Here is a 15544-nt window from a genome sequence, read left to right as displayed (position 1 = left end):
TTGGTTACGTCTATCTTACAAGAAAATGCAGGAAGACACAAAGATAGGTTGCGATGGTGAAGGTGCTGTAAATTAATCGTAAAAAAATGCTACAATTACTTTAAGGGGTTGAGACGAATGCCGAATATTAAACCTGTGTCAGATTTACGAAATTATAATAAGCTGCTTGAGGAAGTTACGAATGATCAACCAGTATTTCTAACTAAAAATGGCCGTGGAATGTATGCAGTTATTACTATTGAAGAGTACGATTGTCTGAAAGCAAGCATAGAGATTGTTGAAAAATTAAAGCAAGCAGAAAAGAGCGGCGTGGTCAACCTATCTGAAGCCAGAAAGAAATTTGGTCTATGAGCTATGCGGTTGTTTTGACAAACAAGTTAATGTCAGAGTTGGCCCAACTTAGTTTTATTTGGAAAATGAATTTTCTGAGGATCGTTCAAAGAGGGTGATTAGCCAACTTTTCGATACCTTTGATACACTAGGAACTTTTCCAAAAAAGGGTAAGGATGCTTCAGATTTGATGTTTACCTTTCAAGGATATAGGTATTTACCTCTCGAGAAAAATGTACTCTTCTACTCGATTGATGAAAATTCGAATACAGTGACACTCTTGAGATTATTTTCAGTGACTGAAGAGTATATAGAGAAATTTGATGGATTTATTCATTAAAATATAAAGAAGTTGGTGATATTTTTCGCCAACTTCTTTATTTCGCTATCCATCAAGGAAACGTAAAATAATTCGGCATTGTAGATATGCTGCTTGGGGGTCTAAAAAACGAAGGCTGCTTTCAAACGATTGCTTTAAAGGAAAAACATATGAAAGCAACATGCTGGAAGTGGTCATTCAGTTAATTGCTGCTACTGATTCCAAAACACCAATCGGAATATATAAAAATCCTGCACTAGAAGGAAATGTGAGCGAATCTAAATGTATAAGGCGCAGCAGAAGCTAATTCTGATGAGATTACTATTTTCGGATAGACTATGATACGATATTAGAAGTTTTATCAATAAACTATTATCTAATTGATAGGAGACGAATTGGACATGAAGGCTTTATTTTTTAACGAGTTTGGCAGTTCTGACGTTTTAGAATATGGAGAATTACCAGACCCAATAATTTGTGAAAATGAACTATTAGTAGAAATGAATTATATTGGGCTAAATTACGCAGATATTTACAGAAGAAAAGGCACCTATCATATCGAAGAACGCACCCCATATATAAATGGGTATGAAGGAGTTGGAACTGTTGTTGGTCTAGGACGCTCCGTCAGCGACTACAAACTTGGGGATAAGGTACTTTTTGTCGATGTTCCTTTTTCAAACGCAACGCTAGTAGCTGTTCCAGAGGAAAATGCCATAAGAGTTCCTGATGACATGGATGCTAAGTTGGTAGCAAGCATTGGGCTGCAAGGCTTAACGGCAGATTTTTTGGCACACGATTTGGGTAATGGACATGCGAATAACAATGTTTTTGTACATGGAATAAGCGGTGGTGTAGGACAAATTTTGTCACAGATGTTGACTGCGGATGGTCTCAATGTTTATGGAATTACATCAACTCAGGAAAAACAGCGTTTAGCCTTGAATCAAGGAGCAAAAAAAGTATTTTTAAGAAATTCAAATTGGGAGGAAGAGTACTTATCTTTCTTTGATACCGTCTATGATGGGGTGGGCATCACACTGCTGGATAGTATCAACCTAATTAAAAATAAAGGAAAAGTAGTTTTCTTTGGTATGGCTGGAGGGAATCCTCCTAGCATTGATTTTGTTAAATTGCTGTCTCAATCTAAAAGTATAGTAACTGGAGATTTGTGGGATTACCTGAGTAGTTCTCAAGAGCGCATTAAAAGAAGTAATCGACTGTTTGAGTATTTTAGAGAGGGAAGAATCCAGATCAGTGAGCCTACAATTTTCGCTCTGTCTAAGGGGAAAGAAGCACATGAATTTTTAGAATCGGGTAAAAGTGTTGGAAAGATTCTATTACAACCGTAAAGATGACTTGATTAATACGGCTAGTTCTTACAATGGTATTTTTTGAATAGCCAACTATAAACGTTAGCAGGACAAAATCTGATGGATTATTGTCCTGCTACTTTTTATTTTGCGGCAAACATTTGAATGGCCTGCATGATACAGTAAGTAATCCCAGCAGCAATTACTGGTCCAGCGGCTACGCCTTTCAAGAAAACGACACCGACAATCGTCCCGAAAACTAAAGCAACGGTGACTTCAGGAGATGAAGCAATCAAGCCGACACCGCGAGCGGATAAAATTGCGACTAGAATGCCGCAAATGGTCGCTACCCAGCCTAGGGGGGATTTTAAGGTATTCAATAAATCCTTTAAAACAATGTCTCCTGTAGCAATCGGCACAAGAATCGTGGCTGAAATCAGGGTAACTCCCCAGTTAATACCTTTTTGGTTCAAGGTTGTCAATATTTTGTCTGATTGCGGCAGCAATTTCAACGCCAGCACGGCTAGTGTGGCAATCAGTAAGCTTTGATTTTTTGCTAGAAGGGCCACCAATAAAATAATGCCAAGAAATAACCAGCTTTCCAAAGTAATCCACTCCTTATCTGAATTTACTATACAAGAAAATCAGTGAAAGTGCGACTAGAATCTTAGAATTTTGAAAAAATATCAATTAAGAATAATTGTCAATAATCAAGGCTTATTCCTCCTCTTTTGAGTAAAAATAGCGTAGAATTAGTATGTACAGTTCTGTACAAAAGAAACTTAGGAGGGATATACATGAAGGTTATTGTATTAGGATCTTCACACGGCGGCTATGAAGCGGTCGAAGAACTGTTATTGACGCAGCCTGATGCGGAAATTCAGTGGTATGAAAAGGGCGACTTTATCTCATTTATGGGGTGAGGCACGCAAATGTATCTTGAAGGAGTCGTTAAAGATGTGAATTCAATTCGCTATGCGACTGCTGAAGAGATGGAACAACGCGGGGTCCGCGTTTTCACAAACACTGAAATTACTAAAGTAGAACCTGACAAACACCAAGTTGAAGTGTTGAACCATGTTACAGGGGAAACACGGGTAGAAAGCTATGACAAATTGATTTTGAGTCCCGGAGCCAATCCATTTATCTTACCTGTGCCAGGCAAAGATTTAGGCAACATCAAAACAATGCGCGGTCGTCAAGACACTATTGATTTAAAAATGTTGTCTGTTGATCCAGCTATTGAAAACGTTGTGGTTATCGGCGTTGGCTATATCGGAATCGAAGCGGCTGAAGCATTTGCCGTAGCTGGTAAAAAGGTTACCTTAGTGGATATTATCGATCGTCCATTAGGCGTTTATCTGGATAAACAGTTTACCGATGTATTGGAAACCGAAATGGTTGATCATGGCATCAAGCTGGCAATGGGTGAATCAGTCGTCGAATTTGTTGGCGATGACAATGGCAAAGTGACTAAAGTAGTGACTGACAAAGGTGAATATCCAGCTGACATGGTTGTAATGTCTGCCGGTGTCCGACCAAATACTGCTTGGTTGAAGGATGCCGTTGAATTATTGCCAAGCGGCATGATTAAGACGGATGAATATATGCGTACTAGTGAACCAGATGTATTTGCTGTTGGAGATGCAACGCTAATCCAATACAATCCTGGTAACACTTCAGTTAATATTTCATTGGCAACCAATGCTCGTCGTCAAGGTCGTTATGCTGTTCGCAATTTAGAAGAAGCTAAATACCCGTTCCCTGGCGTTCAAGGATCTTCTGCTTTACGTGTTTTTGATTATAAATTTGCTTCAACTGGTTTGAATGACCAAATGGCCAGCAAACTAGAGATTAAAACAAAATCTGTTTTCTTGGATCAAGATACTTTAATGGATTTTGTGCCACAAAACTTAAAAACTCGGATGATGTTCAAACTAGTATACAATCCAGAAAATCTGGAAATTCTAGGCGCCCAAATCATGTCGAAGGAAGATTTAACGGCGAACATTAATGCGATTTCCATTGCTATTCAAACGCACTTTACGGTAGAACAACTGGCGTATGCCGATTTCTTCTTCCAGCCAGAGTTTGATACACCATGGAATCTGTTGGGAATGGCAGGCTTAAAGGCCTTGCAACAAGAAAACAAAGCATAAGAGGTTTACAGGCTGCACTGGATAGTGTAGCCTTTTTTATGAGGCTTGAATGCCAATACTTAAAATTAGTTAGCTTACATAAAGCTTTTTCGATGAGGAGTGAAAAAATGAAGATCGGCTTGCGAACGATAAAAACAGCCATCGCGGCTCCGATTGCTTTAATGATTGCCAATTTATTAGGATTAGAAAGTGCGACTGCTGCGGCGATTATCACGGTACTGAGTGTGACAAATACAAAACGATCTACGGCAAAAACTGCGTGGAATCGTGTAGTATCATTGACTTTAGCAACAGCGATTGCAGCTTTATTTTTTTCACTTTTTGGTTTCAATGCCTTTGCCTTTGGGTTGTATTTACTTTTGTTTATTCCCTTATCCGTGCGATTAAAGGTAGCAGAAGGAATCTCAGTCAGCTCAGTCCTGATTACCCATTTTTTAGCCAGTGAAAGCTTGGCACCTTCCCTGATTTTGAATGAATATTTGCTGATGATTGTCGGAGTTGGTTGTGCCTTAATTGCCAATATTTATATGCCAAATACCGAAAAGAAAATTAAAGAGGACCAGCAGGTAGTAGAAGTAATGATGAAGAAGCTGCTGGCTAAGATGTCGGATTCTCTAAACCAAAATGCTGGAGAAGAAGTGTTGCTGGAAGAGTGTCTTTCACTGGCAGACTTTGTGAAGCAGGCGCAAAAGCGAGCCTTGAACTTTGAAGAGAATCGCTTATGGTCGCCCAACAGCTATTATTTTGAATATTTTGCTATGCGACGGTTGCAGGTGAAGACTTTGTCCGACATGCTGCAGGTCCTGGTCCATTTGAATGCTTCAGAAAGTGAGGTTCAAGAATTGCATGAATTGTTTACTTTTACTTCGCAAACATTGGCTGAAGATAATGATGGACAAGAGATTTTGAAAAAGATCGAAGAGACGTATCAACGCTACCGGGCCAAAGAATTACCGGAAAATCGAGAAGCTTTTGAAAATCGGGCGATGTTGTTTCATTTGTTCCAATTATTCCAGGATTTTATTGAGATAAAAGCTGGGTTTTATCGGGAGATTCAAAGGTAAGCGATAAGTCCTAGGCAAAATCAGTCTTATGACCAAGGCAAGCCTTCCTTGTTTCCTTTACTATAAAGGAGAAGGAAATAGGAGGAGTTTATAATGAAAAAAATAGCGGTAGGGTTAATATTGGTTGGGTTAGCAATTGTAAGTATGTCGAGTATGTTTTTCCATAATCGTCAGACAAATAAAACGTATCATGCAGAGGCAGCGGTTGAAAGTATTGTTATCGATGACAAAAATACACCAGTGACTGTTGTAGGAACCAATGACAATAGAGCTACTATAGAATACAAAGAATCTAGAAACAACAAATATCGCCTGAATGAACGTGGTGGGGTACTGTCACTTGAACGTAAAGACGACTGGTTCTTTATTTCTTCTTGGTTCAGCTTTGGTAATGATCGAGGAGAAGTCGTTGTTGAAGTTCCGAAAGAACAGCTGGAAACCTTAGATTTAGAAACCAGCAATGCCAATGTCTCAGTTAAAAACCTTTCGGTAGATTATGCGGACATCGAAACCTCGAACAGTGAAATTGATTTATCTAAGCTGAAGGTTAGTGGTACGATTGAGGCAGAAACCAGTAATGGCAAGATGACCTTGTCTGATTTAACCTTTAATGACGGAGAATTCATTACTAGCAACAGCAAGTTGGAAGCAGATCGTTTAGATGGTGAATATATCCTATTAGAAACCAGCAATGGCAATCTTAAATTTGATAATGTAAAAGTCGGCAGTGAATTAACAGCTGACAGCAGCAATGCGAGTATCCAGGGCTACATTCTTGGCAAACAAGCTGATTTTGAAATTAATTCTGATACCTCAAATGGAGAAAATACTCTAAGAAATTCAGAAAGTTCTGGTGAAAAAGTATTGGATTTAAATACCTCAAATGGAGATATTACAGTTAAATTTAGTGAATAAGATGAAGAAAACGGGGCGCTGATGCGGCTCGTTTTTTTGTGCAGAATCCCGGATGGTGCTGAGCCGATTCTTTGTCATTCATGAAACCGTATTCTATGATGAGTAGAAGGAAGGTGGAGAATAGATGGAGAAATTTGATAAACAGTTTATTGCAGGAAAATGGCAAACAGGCAACGACAGCGACCATGTGAATGAGGATAAGAACCCGTACACACAGGAAACGATCGTGACGATTCAAGGAGCCAATACTGATGATGTTGATACAGCCTATCAAGCTGCCAAGAAGGCGCAAAAGGTATGGATGGAAAAAACGCCCCAAGAACGCAGCGCAATTATTGAAAAAGCAGCGGATCTGATGGAGGAGCACCAAGCTGAAATTATAAAGTGGTTGATTAAAGAAGGTGGGGCAACCAAAGTTAAAGCTGGCTTAGAGGCAAGCTTAGCCCAAGGAATCACTCGTGAGGCAGCGACGTTCCCCATGCGATCAGAAGGGAAAATTCTGCCTACAAATAAACCAGGGGAAGAAAGCTTTGTAACCCATCGACCACTAGGGGTCATTGGAATTATCAGTCCGTGGAATTTCCCGTTTCATTTAACGATGCGTTCGTTAGCGCCAGCTTTAGCAGCCGGCAATGGTGTAGTAATTAAACCTGCTAGCGATAGTCCAGTAACTGGCGGCCTGTTGCCAGCGAAGTTTTTTGCGGAGGCAGGCGTACCTGAAGGGCTAGTCAACGTAACAGTTGGCAGCGGCAGTGAAATCGGTGACTACTTTGTGGAGCATCCAATACCAAGCTTTATCTCGTTTACCGGCTCAACGGCAGTTGGGAAAAACATTGCCAGTCATGCCGTGAGCGGAAAGAAAATTAAACAGGTCGCTTTAGAACTGGGTGGAAATTCACCATTTATCGTGCTGGAGGATGCGGATTTGGAAGAAGCAGCTCAAGCATTAGTCGTAAGTAAATTTATGCATTCTGGCCAGATTTGTATGGCAGCCAATCGGGCAATTGTTGTCGCGTCTGTTTTCGATGAATTTGTGGAAAAAGTTGTCGCTCGGGTAAAAGAATTAGCTGTAGGTGATCCGGCTAAGGATGAAACGGTAATAGGTCCGATTATTAATCAGAAGCAAACGGATCAGATCCAAGAAATCGTGAAAAAAGCAAAAGCAGCAGGCGCTGAATTTTTAATTGAAGGCGGAGTAGAAGGCCGAGTAGTTGAGCCGTCTATTCTAATCTCAGAAGATCCGGCACTAGAAATTTTCCATCAAGAAATTTTTGGTCCTGTGCTGCCAATCCTTAAGGTTAAGGATACCGAAGCAGCCATCGAAGCTGCTAATGATACAGAGTATGGGTTATCCAGCGCATTGTTCACAAAGGATCTGAACAAGGGTCGCTTGTTAGCAAACCAAATTGAAGCAGGAATGTGCCATATTAATGGCTTAACTGTCGATGATCAGCCTAATGCACCATTTGGCGGAGAGAAAAATTCCGGTATTGGCCGCTTTAACGGTGAGTGGGTACTGGAAGAATTCACACGTGTTCAGTGGGTGACAACCCAGTCTGGCAAAGGACAGTATCCATTTTAAAATATAGAAATAAGAGCTGTCGGCTGACAGCTCTTATTTTGTCGTGTAAACCTCTTTATGAAACCGCCAGATTTGATAGCTTTGAGTAACGGCCAGGTATAGAAACAACACCGATACCAGCAAAATCGTTTGTCTGCCTAGATAATCATAGCTAAAGACGGAAACCACCACGCCAGCCAAAAATGCCAACACCACCCATAAAAAGTGGAAAAACTGCTGTTTGGCTTTGTCATCTTTAGTTTTCAGATAGTCGTAAAAATTTGTAGCAACCCCCTTAAGATTGCCTGTTGTGAACAAATTGGTGTAGGTTAAGCCATTAATTTTATCAAAGGCAATCCATTGAATCGCAGCGGTGAAGGCAATAATCACTGTGATTGCAGAAGGATGCGGCTCTAACCACTGCAAACTTATTACGAAAAATACCAAGGCTTCAAAATACAATAAAAACAGTCGCCAAAAGTGCAGTCCCTTTTCCCGGAAGTAATCAATTAAATATTTTGCTAGTAAAATACCTAAAAAGAAAAACAGGGTAGAAAGCAGCTTCTTGCCGACAGAAGCCCATTGATGATCAAAGGCCTGAATAATGGCTAAAATTAAATTTCCAGTCTGGGCCGAGGCAAAGGCTTCGTAGCGGATGTAGGTGTAGCTGTCCATCACGCCGCCAATAAAAGTCAAAATTAAACCGACGGAGCGATGTTCATGAAAACTTGAATTCACGGGTGCTCATCTCTTTTCTGAAACTATCGTAGCACATTGTTTCAGAAAATGGGTAAAAAATTAATCGACTAGAAGGAATTGACTGAAAAACAGGACGATTTTTTTAAAAATGGCAAGAGCATTTTCCAGTATGACCTAAAATAGTTATCGAATGAAAGAAGTGGATTTCAGGAAATACCGAACCTTTATCAATCCAAAAGCAGCTGATTTCAGCAGTATCTGAAAAACGCTTTAAATAGCCGCTTTTCGTGGTTCCAAAAGCAAAAAATTCCGAACGAAGATGGAGGTTTTTCAAGTAATTAAGCTTAGCAAAGTTCTCTATCTTTTTTCAGAAATTGTGTTAAAATGGGTATGCTTTTTATTCTTGAAATTGGAAGGAAAAGATTCTGATGTCTTTAAAAAATCGGACAGACTGGCAAGAAGCACTTCAAGCCGTCATGCCCCTTTGTTTCAGCTATATTCCGGTAGGGTTGGCCTGCGGGATGCTGCTGCAGCAAGTAGGGTTTAGTCCTCTTTTAACCGCACTGCTGTCTTTAGTGGTATTTTCAGGAGGTGCGCAGTTTTTGGTGGTCTCATTGTTAGCGGTTCACGCTTCGTTTACCTCGATTGTTTTGATGGTATTGTTTCTGGAATTACGCTATGCCTTATTAGGTTCCAGCTTGTCACACTTCTTCAAGCAAGAACAGCGGGGATTTTTAGCTTTGTTTTCACAATCAATGAATGATGAAAATTATGCAGTGAATTACTTAAAGTACTCTACCGACAAAACCTGGAATCGCACTCGGGCGATTATGGTGAATTGGTTCTCTCAAGCTTCTTGGGTGATTAGTACGGTATTAGGCAGTGTTTTCGGTTCGTTCATCCAAGTAGATACAGAGCTGGTGCATTTTGCTTTAACTTCGATGTTTATTTTTATGTTTGTGATGCAAGTGAAAAACAAGCTGCTGCTGTTGACAGGCTTGTTTTCAGGAGTATTGGCTGTCGTGTTTATGCTGCTGTTGAAAAATACCTTTGGGTTAATTTTAGCAACGGTGCTTGCTTCACTGACAGGTTTTATAATAGATAAAAAGATTCGTGGGACTTCAGCGAACAAGGATGAGGACGATCTTTTTTCTGTAAACGGTGAGGAGGTTCATCATGAGTAATCTTTATTTAGTTCTGTTGATTTTAAGTTTATTCGTGGCTTCGTATATTCCTCGTGTGATCCCGATGCTGTATTTCTCACAGCGGAAGGTACCGGAATGGTTTAGTGAATGGATGAAATTTGTTCCAATTTCGCTCTTTGCGGCGTTGGTGTTTAAAGATGTTTTTATCAGCCACGAGCATTTTGAGATAGGTGGCAATATTCGAATTCTGGCTATGCTTTTGGTGGCTGGAGTTGCTTACAAAACTCGCTCGATGGCCTGGTCAGTAATCGCTGGTTTAGCAGCGGTTTTTCTATTATCGTTAGTGTAAGACGCCGCTTAAACAGCAGGCGTTTTTTTGTTGCTCTGTAAAGAGAGTGGTTAAATGATAAGATATTTCATTAGAAAAAAGGGAGTCAGGTGCAGAAAATCTGCCTGTATCAGGGTCATGACAATACTGTAAGATAATCAACGAAAAAAGTGTGGTAAACTTTTTACTTGAGAACTGTGTCCGGCTTTTCGACATATTCTCAATATAGATGAAAATAACAAAAGGGGGAAAAGAGATGGGATTGAATGCATTTTTATTGGGCTTGTCGAATTTAGAAAAGATTCGAAGAGCACCAGGTTTTTTCAAATTTACTGAACACACAGTGGCAGCCCATTCGTTTCGTGTAGCAATGATTGCTCAAACTCTTGGCGATATAGAAGAAGTTCACGGAAATACAGTGAACTGGAGGAGCTTGTATGAAAAAAGCTTGAACCATGATTATACAGAAAGGTTTATTGGGGATATTAAGACACCTGTTAAATATGCCAATAAAAATTTGCGTGAGATGCTGGCTGATGTAGAAGCGAGTATGGCAAAATCTTTTATTGAGCAAGAAATACCTCTAGAGTTTCAAGAAAACTACTTTAGAAGATTTGCTGAAGGAAAAGACGATAGCCTAGAGGGACAGATTTTATCCATTGCGGATAAGATTGATTTACTCTATGAATCCTATGAAGAGATTGCAAAATCAAATCCAGATACGGTTTTTAAGGAAATGTTTTTTGAAGCGATGATAACGGTTAAAAAAATGGATCACCTTGCAAGTGTAGACTATTTTTTTAGTGATATTTTTCCAGAATTAATTGAAGAAGACTTTTATGGTAAAGAAAGCTTCCAAAAAGAGATTAAAAGAATTCTGGAATGCTATCCTAAACAGGATATAAAATAGACGCTTTTATTAGCGGACAAAACGAAACAGGGATTGGTCCAAATGAACCAGTCCCTGTTTAAAATATTCTCAGAAAATCGTTTGTCGTTAAAGACTTTTTAATTTGCCACGAAATTCATCGATTGTTTGATAGCCTTTTGAATCCATAATAGTAGTTAATTCATTGATTAAACGATCAAAAATTTTCGGGCCTTCGGTATGCAGTGCCGTTCCAATTTGAACTAGCTGAGCTCCGCATAACAGGTGTTCAAATACATCTTGACCGGAATAAATTCCGCCGGTTCCAATAATCTTGATTTGCGGATTCAACCGGGTATAAAACGCACGAACATTGGCCAGAGCAGTAGGCTTAATATATTCTCCGCCTATTCCTCCAAACCCATCCTTTGGTTTGATTACGACTGATTCCTTTTCAGAATCGATATATAATCCATTTCCGATGCTGTTAATTGAATTAACATAAGCCAAAGGAAACTGATTTAGAATTTCCGCCATTTGGTCAAAATGAGCAATATCGAAAAAAGGTGGTAGTTTTATCCCAATAGGTTTGGTAAAGAAATGAAATACCTCTGTTAATAATTGTTGAGTCAAAGGAAAATCATATGCTATCTGTGGTTTTCCAGGTACATTAGGACAAGAAAGGTTCAGTTCAACAATGCCGTTAAAAGAGCTAGATTCAATTTTCCTTAGTATCTGAATAATTTCTTTTGCACTCATTCCAGCTACTGAAAAGAATAAAGGTCTTTGATTGTTTTCTTGATAGGCTAGTGCATAGTCCAAGTAATAGTCTAAACCGTTGTTAGGAAGCCCCATTGAATTGATACTTCCTAAGGGAACATCAACATAGCGTGGTTCGGAATTACCCGATCTGGGATGAATGGTCGCACTTTTGGTGATTAGGGTGCCTGCAGAGGAATCGTGTAATTCATCTAATTCAGTTGTTGTCGTACAATAAACACCAGAAGCATTCATGAGTGGATTGTTGAAGCGATAGTCCAGAAAATCGGTCGTTAACATAGCAGAATCTCCTAACGTATTCAATTTATTGATAATTGAGAATTGTTCTCAATTGAGATGGTAGCACAAAGCGGATCATTTCGTCCAATAAGAATATGCTTAAAGCTGTCTTTGAAAGTTCATAGAACAAATAATGAAATTTTTGTCTATACAGGCAGTGCAAAATAAGTTATTGTACTATTCATAAGTTATATAAGGGGCTAGTATAAATAGACCCGAATAATTATTATATTGTTTGAAATAGCGTGATTTTAGAGGTGAAAATTGGTAAAGCCTGCCTTTAACAGATAACTTGGTGTTCCAAGGGTCTTTTGAAAGAAAGGCAAGGTAACGATTTTAATGAATACCAACTAAATAGCTTTAAAAAACTTACTTTTCAGGAGGAAACTAATGGGAAAAATTCGTATCAACAACCTTAAGTTTTATACAAAAAATGGCGTTCTGAAGGAGGAACGTATTCTTGGGCAACAACTAGAAGTAGATGTTGAATTAACCTTGGATTTAACCAAAGCTGGAAAAACCGACAATGTTGCGGACACTGTCAATTATGCAGAAGTAAATAATCAAATAGCAGAAAGACTAGAAAACGAGTCTTTTAATTTAATTGAATCTGCAGCTTCAGCAATTCTAGATGATATTGAGCATCTGCATGCTGCAAAATTACAAAAAGCATTGGTTAGAATCCGAAAATACAGCGTTCCGATGCCAGGTATTTTTGATAATATCGAAATTGAGATGGAAAGAGAGTTTAATAAGAAATGACGATCAGTTACCTAGCTCTTGGAAGCAATATAGAGGATAGAATCGGCTATTTAAGAAAAGCAATTGATTATTTAGATCAGACAACAGGAATCAAGGTATTAGAAAAATCATTTATTTATGAAACAGCTCCATATGGGGACGTTCCACAGGATAACTACTTAAACGCAGTAATAAAGATAGATACCAGCCTGGAGCCTTTAGAATTACTCAATCAGACCCAACAGATTGAAAAAAGATTAGGGAGGGAACGTTTGATTCATTGGGGCCCTAGAACAATTGATATTGACATTCTATTAATGGAAGGTCTCACGCTTTCTTCTGAGCGCTTGACAATTCCTCATCCAGAAATTGAAAAACGTTCTTTCGTTCTAATTCCATTAAAGGATGTATACACGCAGCCCCTCCTATTTGGACAGACAATTGATCATTTAATTGATCAAACAGGTAATAAAGAAGATGTATGGACAAGTAAAGAAAGTTGGTAGTAGAAATGGCTTTTCAACAACAAAAAATCGAAGCGGCAGTTAAGCAAATTTTGGAAGCGATAGGTGAGGATCCTGAGCGAGAGGGGTTAATCGATACCCCTAAACGTGTCGCAAAAATGTATGGGGAAGTTTTTAGCTCATTAAACGAACCGGAGTTTGATGATTATACATTATTTGCTAGCGGCAATGATGACGATATGGTAGTAGTGAAAGATATTCAATTTTACTCCATGTGTGAACATCATCTTTTGCCATTTTTTGGCAAGGTGCATATAGCTTATGTTCCAGAGGGCGATAAAGTATTAGGGTTAAGTAAATTACCACGCTTAGTTGATTACTGTACCAAACGTCCTAGTGTGCAAGAAAACTTGACTGTACTAATTGCCGATCAGCTAGTAAAGCACGTGCCAGTTAAAGGCGTAGCAGTATCAATTGAGGCTGAGCATATGTGTATGACGATGCGAGGAGTTAAAACACCTCACAGTTCAACAAAGACATTTCATTATACAGGGATTTTTAAGGAAGATCGCGAATGGAAAAGGGATTTCTTAGCAGCTATCAATAATTAGGTAATGAAGCCTGCAACTCCAGCTTTTATCTTTGCGTGTAAATAAAAAGAAAAAGGAGCATTCACTTAGGAAGGACTTTGATCGTACGGATGATTTTTCTTTCCTAAAACAGATGTTGTGAATGTCTGAGAATAAACTTATGTTGAAAATTATCATAGGGACAAACAATCAAGGAAAATTAAAAGAAATGCAGGACAGCTTAAGTACAGATAAGGTGAAGTTAATCCCTTATACAGAAATAAGAAATCAAAAGCTAGACTTTATTGAAACGGGAACCAGCTTTAAGATGAATGCTGTACAAAAAGCCCAAAATTTTTCCCTATCCTTAAACGAAGCGGTTCTTGTTGATGATGGTGGGTTAGTTTTAGCAGCGTTTCCTCAGCTATTGGGCGTTAAAACAGCCCGTTTTTTTAAAAAAGGTCTGGATGATCATGAAAAGAATCAACAATTGTTTGATTTAATGGCAAAAGAAACCGATCGAAGAGTTTCATTGTTTTCAACACTAGCGTATGCCATGCCGAATGGTCAGACATTAATCGTTGAGAAATCCTTGACGGGAGAGTTAACAGTTGAGGAAATGGGGACAGAAGGCTATGGCTTTGACCGATGCTTCTACTTACCGACTATTGGGAAAACATTGGCACAATTACCGCTGGAAGAAAGAAATAATTATAGTCCGCGAGTAAGGGCTTTACGTGAAATGGTAGATCAAATCTTATCGATGGGAGCAGATTGAAATTGAGGGATGTCAAGATAATGGGAATTGTTAATGTAACTCCCGATTCATTTTCCGATGGTGGGAAATTCTATCAACCTGAAAAAGCTGTTCATCATGCGTTCAATTTAATTCAAGAGGGAGCAGATATTTTAGATATCGGTGGACAATCAACTAGGCCAGGATATCAGGAGGTTTCTCCGGAAGAAGAAATTCAGCGAATTGCTCCGGTGATTAAAGCAATTCGCCAAAAAAGTGATATTCCCCTTTCAATTGATACGTATTTTCCAAAGGTTGCTGATTACGCATTAGCAAACGGCGCAACAATTCTAAATGATGTGCGGGGATTTGATATGGCGGGCATGCTTGAGGTAGCTCAGAAATATTCGCAAGCAGATGTGATCCTGATGCATTCTCGTCCTAGAAAAGCCGGCTGGTCGTTAGCAGAAGAGTTGCAAAATTTTTATGAAGAAAAATATCAAGCCTGTATGGCTGCGGGAATCAAGAAAGAAAGGATTTGTTTTGACCCGGGAATCGGTTTTGGCAAGTCGCTTGAAGAGAATATTGATATTTTAAAAAATCCCGCAAAGTATCGCTATAAGGAATTTCCCTTGCTTTATGGCGTGTCTAGAAAACGTACAATCGCTCACTTAGTGGATGAAAATCAGCCATTAGAGAGAGATTATGCTTCTGTTACTGCCAGTTTGTATGCTGCAGTTCAAGGAGTTGATATTATTCGTATTCATCAAGTAAAAGGAATGAAGGATGCCCTGAGAGTTTGGCAAAAATTATCAAATGAATAAAAAGTTCTATCCGATATCCCTTAAGCAGAGCAGTAATGCTTTGCTGGCAGGCAGCTTGAAGAATAGAAAAATGAACACACTAAGCTCAGAATCAACAGAGTTTAGTGTGTTCATTTTTAGTCTTATCCTTGGTATTCAGCTAATGGGCGATACGTTAGAACTTGCATTTTGCGGTAAAAATCAGAAGGCAGTTTTTTCCAAGCCCGCATTAGCTGCATGAAATAACTTTGATCTGCTTTAATGACATATTCATTCAATAGTAGTCCGAAAGATTTACGTTTGCTTTGTTTTAACATATCTTCATAAGCCTTTTTGGCATCTTCTTCATTATCTGCTACATACAACGTTTGAACTTCGACATAGGCGCCTTCAATACTTTGCGTTTCTTCGATAAAATAAATGGATCTAGTTTCCTGGCTCATTTAAATCATCCTCTCCATGTATATAGAA

The 15544-nt window shown here is 39.0% G+C and carries 19 protein-coding genes; 15 read left to right on the top strand and 4 right to left on the bottom strand.

Annotation, left to right across the window (positions count from 1 at the left end):
• Positions 1–117 precede the first annotated feature (117 nt).
• From I588_RS16150 to I588_RS16140, 3 genes are all read left to right on the top strand, one after another.
• Positions 118–351 (top strand): type II toxin-antitoxin system prevent-host-death family antitoxin, encoded by a 234-nt coding sequence (locus tag I588_RS16150; protein WP_010759834.1) that lies wholly within the window; start codon positions 118–120, stop codon positions 349–351.
• A gap of 58 nt (positions 352–409) precedes the next feature.
• Positions 410–670 carry a type II toxin-antitoxin system RelE/ParE family toxin gene (locus I588_RS28220; RefSeq protein ID WP_071879658.1) on the top strand — a complete coding sequence of 87 codons (261 nt, stop codon included), beginning with the start codon at positions 410–412 and terminating at the stop codon, positions 668–670.
• Between the two features lie 380 nt (positions 671–1050).
• Positions 1051–2001 (top strand): zinc-binding dehydrogenase, encoded by a 951-nt coding sequence (locus tag I588_RS16140; protein ID WP_010759832.1) that lies wholly within the window; start codon positions 1051–1053, stop codon positions 1999–2001.
• A 104-nt stretch (positions 2002–2105) separates the two neighbouring features.
• Here I588_RS16140 and I588_RS16135 read toward each other — a convergent pair whose 3' ends face one another.
• Positions 2106–2567, bottom strand: a complete 462-nt coding sequence (locus I588_RS16135) for a DUF441 domain-containing protein (RefSeq protein WP_010759831.1) — start codon at positions 2565–2567, stop codon at positions 2106–2108.
• A 192-nt stretch (positions 2568–2759) separates the two neighbouring features.
• Here I588_RS16135 and I588_RS16125 point away from each other — a divergent pair, with 192 nt between their 5' ends.
• The 4 genes from I588_RS16125 to I588_RS16110 all read left to right on the top strand — a co-directional run bounded on the left by I588_RS16125 (position 2760) and on the right by I588_RS16110 (position 7682).
• On the top strand, positions 2760–4121 hold the full coding sequence (locus tag I588_RS16125; RefSeq protein WP_245569610.1) for an FAD-dependent oxidoreductase: 1362 nt from the start codon (positions 2760–2762) through the stop codon (positions 4119–4121).
• Positions 4122–4228: 107 nt separating this feature from the next.
• The gene (locus I588_RS16120) at positions 4229–5185 is read left to right on the top strand and encodes an aromatic acid exporter family protein (protein ID WP_010759828.1); all 957 of its coding nucleotides are present in this window, start codon (positions 4229–4231) and stop codon (positions 5183–5185) included.
• Positions 5186–5278: 93 nt separating this feature from the next.
• Complete coding sequence (locus I588_RS16115; protein WP_010759827.1) at positions 5279–6100, top strand: DUF4097 family beta strand repeat-containing protein; 822 nt, start codon at positions 5279–5281, stop codon at positions 6098–6100.
• Between the two features lie 124 nt (positions 6101–6224).
• Positions 6225–7682 carry an aldehyde dehydrogenase family protein gene (locus I588_RS16110; RefSeq protein WP_010759826.1) on the top strand — a complete coding sequence of 486 codons (1458 nt, stop codon included), beginning with the start codon at positions 6225–6227 and terminating at the stop codon, positions 7680–7682.
• Positions 7683–7715: 33 nt separating this feature from the next.
• Here the strand turns inward: I588_RS16110 and I588_RS16105 are convergent, their stop codons facing one another.
• Positions 7716–8399: a YoaK family protein gene (locus I588_RS16105; protein ID WP_010759825.1), complete on the bottom strand. Its 684-nt coding sequence runs from the start codon at positions 8397–8399 to the stop codon at positions 7716–7718.
• Between the two features lie 389 nt (positions 8400–8788).
• On the opposite strand from I588_RS16105, the gene I588_RS16100 reads away from it, so the two are divergent.
• From I588_RS16100 to I588_RS16090, 3 genes are all read left to right on the top strand, one after another.
• On the top strand, positions 8789–9544 hold the full coding sequence (locus I588_RS16100) for an AzlC family ABC transporter permease (protein WP_010759824.1): 756 nt from the start codon (positions 8789–8791) through the stop codon (positions 9542–9544).
• Positions 9537–9854: an AzlD domain-containing protein gene (locus I588_RS16095; protein WP_010759823.1), complete on the top strand. Its 318-nt coding sequence runs from the start codon at positions 9537–9539 to the stop codon at positions 9852–9854. The genes I588_RS16100 and I588_RS16095 overlap by 8 nt, the downstream gene beginning before the upstream one ends.
• A gap of 235 nt (positions 9855–10089) precedes the next feature.
• Complete coding sequence (locus I588_RS16090) at positions 10090–10743, top strand: YfbR-like 5'-deoxynucleotidase (protein WP_010759822.1); 654 nt, start codon at positions 10090–10092, stop codon at positions 10741–10743.
• 87 nt (positions 10744–10830) lie between these two features.
• On the opposite strand, the gene I588_RS16085 is transcribed toward I588_RS16090, so the two are convergent.
• Positions 10831–11760 (bottom strand): dihydroorotate oxidase, encoded by a 930-nt coding sequence (locus I588_RS16085; RefSeq protein WP_010759821.1) that lies wholly within the window; start codon positions 11758–11760, stop codon positions 10831–10833.
• Between the two features lie 390 nt (positions 11761–12150).
• Between I588_RS16085 and folB the strand changes: the two genes are divergently transcribed.
• The 5 genes from folB to folP all read left to right on the top strand — a co-directional run bounded on the left by folB (position 12151) and on the right by folP (position 15094).
• The gene (folB, locus tag I588_RS16080) at positions 12151–12522 is read left to right on the top strand and encodes a dihydroneopterin aldolase (protein ID WP_010759820.1); all 372 of its coding nucleotides are present in this window, start codon (positions 12151–12153) and stop codon (positions 12520–12522) included.
• Complete coding sequence (gene folK / locus I588_RS16075) at positions 12519–13007, top strand: 2-amino-4-hydroxy-6-hydroxymethyldihydropteridine diphosphokinase (protein WP_010759819.1); 489 nt, start codon at positions 12519–12521, stop codon at positions 13005–13007. Before folB ends, folK begins: the two co-directional genes overlap by 4 nt.
• Positions 13008–13012: 5 nt before the next feature.
• Complete coding sequence (gene folE / locus I588_RS16070; RefSeq protein WP_010759818.1) at positions 13013–13576, top strand: GTP cyclohydrolase I FolE; 564 nt, start codon at positions 13013–13015, stop codon at positions 13574–13576.
• A gap of 139 nt (positions 13577–13715) precedes the next feature.
• The gene (locus I588_RS16065) at positions 13716–14312 is read left to right on the top strand and encodes a non-canonical purine NTP pyrophosphatase (RefSeq protein ID WP_010759817.1); all 597 of its coding nucleotides are present in this window, start codon (positions 13716–13718) and stop codon (positions 14310–14312) included.
• A gap of 20 nt (positions 14313–14332) precedes the next feature.
• The gene (gene folP / locus I588_RS16060) at positions 14333–15094 is read left to right on the top strand and encodes a dihydropteroate synthase (protein WP_010759816.1); all 762 of its coding nucleotides are present in this window, start codon (positions 14333–14335) and stop codon (positions 15092–15094) included.
• 122 nt (positions 15095–15216) lie between these two features.
• Here folP and I588_RS16055 read toward each other — a convergent pair whose 3' ends face one another.
• Complete coding sequence (locus tag I588_RS16055; protein ID WP_010759815.1) at positions 15217–15516, bottom strand: hypothetical protein; 300 nt, start codon at positions 15514–15516, stop codon at positions 15217–15219.
• Positions 15517–15544 lie beyond the last annotated feature (28 nt).

The sequence above is a fragment of the Enterococcus pallens ATCC BAA-351 genome (genome assembly GCF_000407485.1).
Classification (GTDB): Bacteria; Bacillota; Bacilli; order Lactobacillales; family Enterococcaceae; genus Enterococcus_A; species Enterococcus_A pallens.
Note: the sequence above shows the minus strand (reverse complement) of the source record. Positions and strands in the feature narration are given on the sequence as shown.

Coding starts and splice junctions, on each gene's coding strand:
- I588_RS16150 (WP_010759834.1), top strand. CDS start 118: ATGCCGAATATTAAACCTGTGTCAGATTTACGAAATTATAATAAGCTG.
- I588_RS16140 (WP_010759832.1), top strand. CDS start 1,051: ATGAAGGCTTTATTTTTTAACGAGTTTGGCAGTTCTGACGTTTTAGAA.
- I588_RS16120 (WP_010759828.1), top strand. CDS start 4,229: ATGAAGATCGGCTTGCGAACGATAAAAACAGCCATCGCGGCTCCGATT.
- I588_RS16115 (WP_010759827.1), top strand. CDS start 5,279: ATGAAAAAAATAGCGGTAGGGTTAATATTGGTTGGGTTAGCAATTGTA.
- I588_RS16110 (WP_010759826.1), top strand. CDS start 6,225: ATGGAGAAATTTGATAAACAGTTTATTGCAGGAAAATGGCAAACAGGC.
- I588_RS16100 (WP_010759824.1), top strand. CDS start 8,789: ATGTCTTTAAAAAATCGGACAGACTGGCAAGAAGCACTTCAAGCCGTC.
- I588_RS16095 (WP_010759823.1), top strand. CDS start 9,537: ATGAGTAATCTTTATTTAGTTCTGTTGATTTTAAGTTTATTCGTGGCT.
- I588_RS16090 (WP_010759822.1), top strand. CDS start 10,090: ATGGGATTGAATGCATTTTTATTGGGCTTGTCGAATTTAGAAAAGATT.
- I588_RS16085 (WP_010759821.1), bottom strand. CDS start 11,760: ATGTTAACGACCGATTTTCTGGACTATCGCTTCAACAATCCACTCATG.
- folB (WP_010759820.1), top strand. CDS start 12,151: ATGGGAAAAATTCGTATCAACAACCTTAAGTTTTATACAAAAAATGGC.
- folK (WP_010759819.1), top strand. CDS start 12,519: ATGACGATCAGTTACCTAGCTCTTGGAAGCAATATAGAGGATAGAATC.
- folE (WP_010759818.1), top strand. CDS start 13,013: ATGGCTTTTCAACAACAAAAAATCGAAGCGGCAGTTAAGCAAATTTTG.
- I588_RS16065 (WP_010759817.1), top strand. CDS start 13,716: ATGTTGAAAATTATCATAGGGACAAACAATCAAGGAAAATTAAAAGAA.
- folP (WP_010759816.1), top strand. CDS start 14,333: ATGGGAATTGTTAATGTAACTCCCGATTCATTTTCCGATGGTGGGAAA.
- I588_RS16055 (WP_010759815.1), bottom strand. CDS start 15,516: ATGAGCCAGGAAACTAGATCCATTTATTTTATCGAAGAAACGCAAAGT.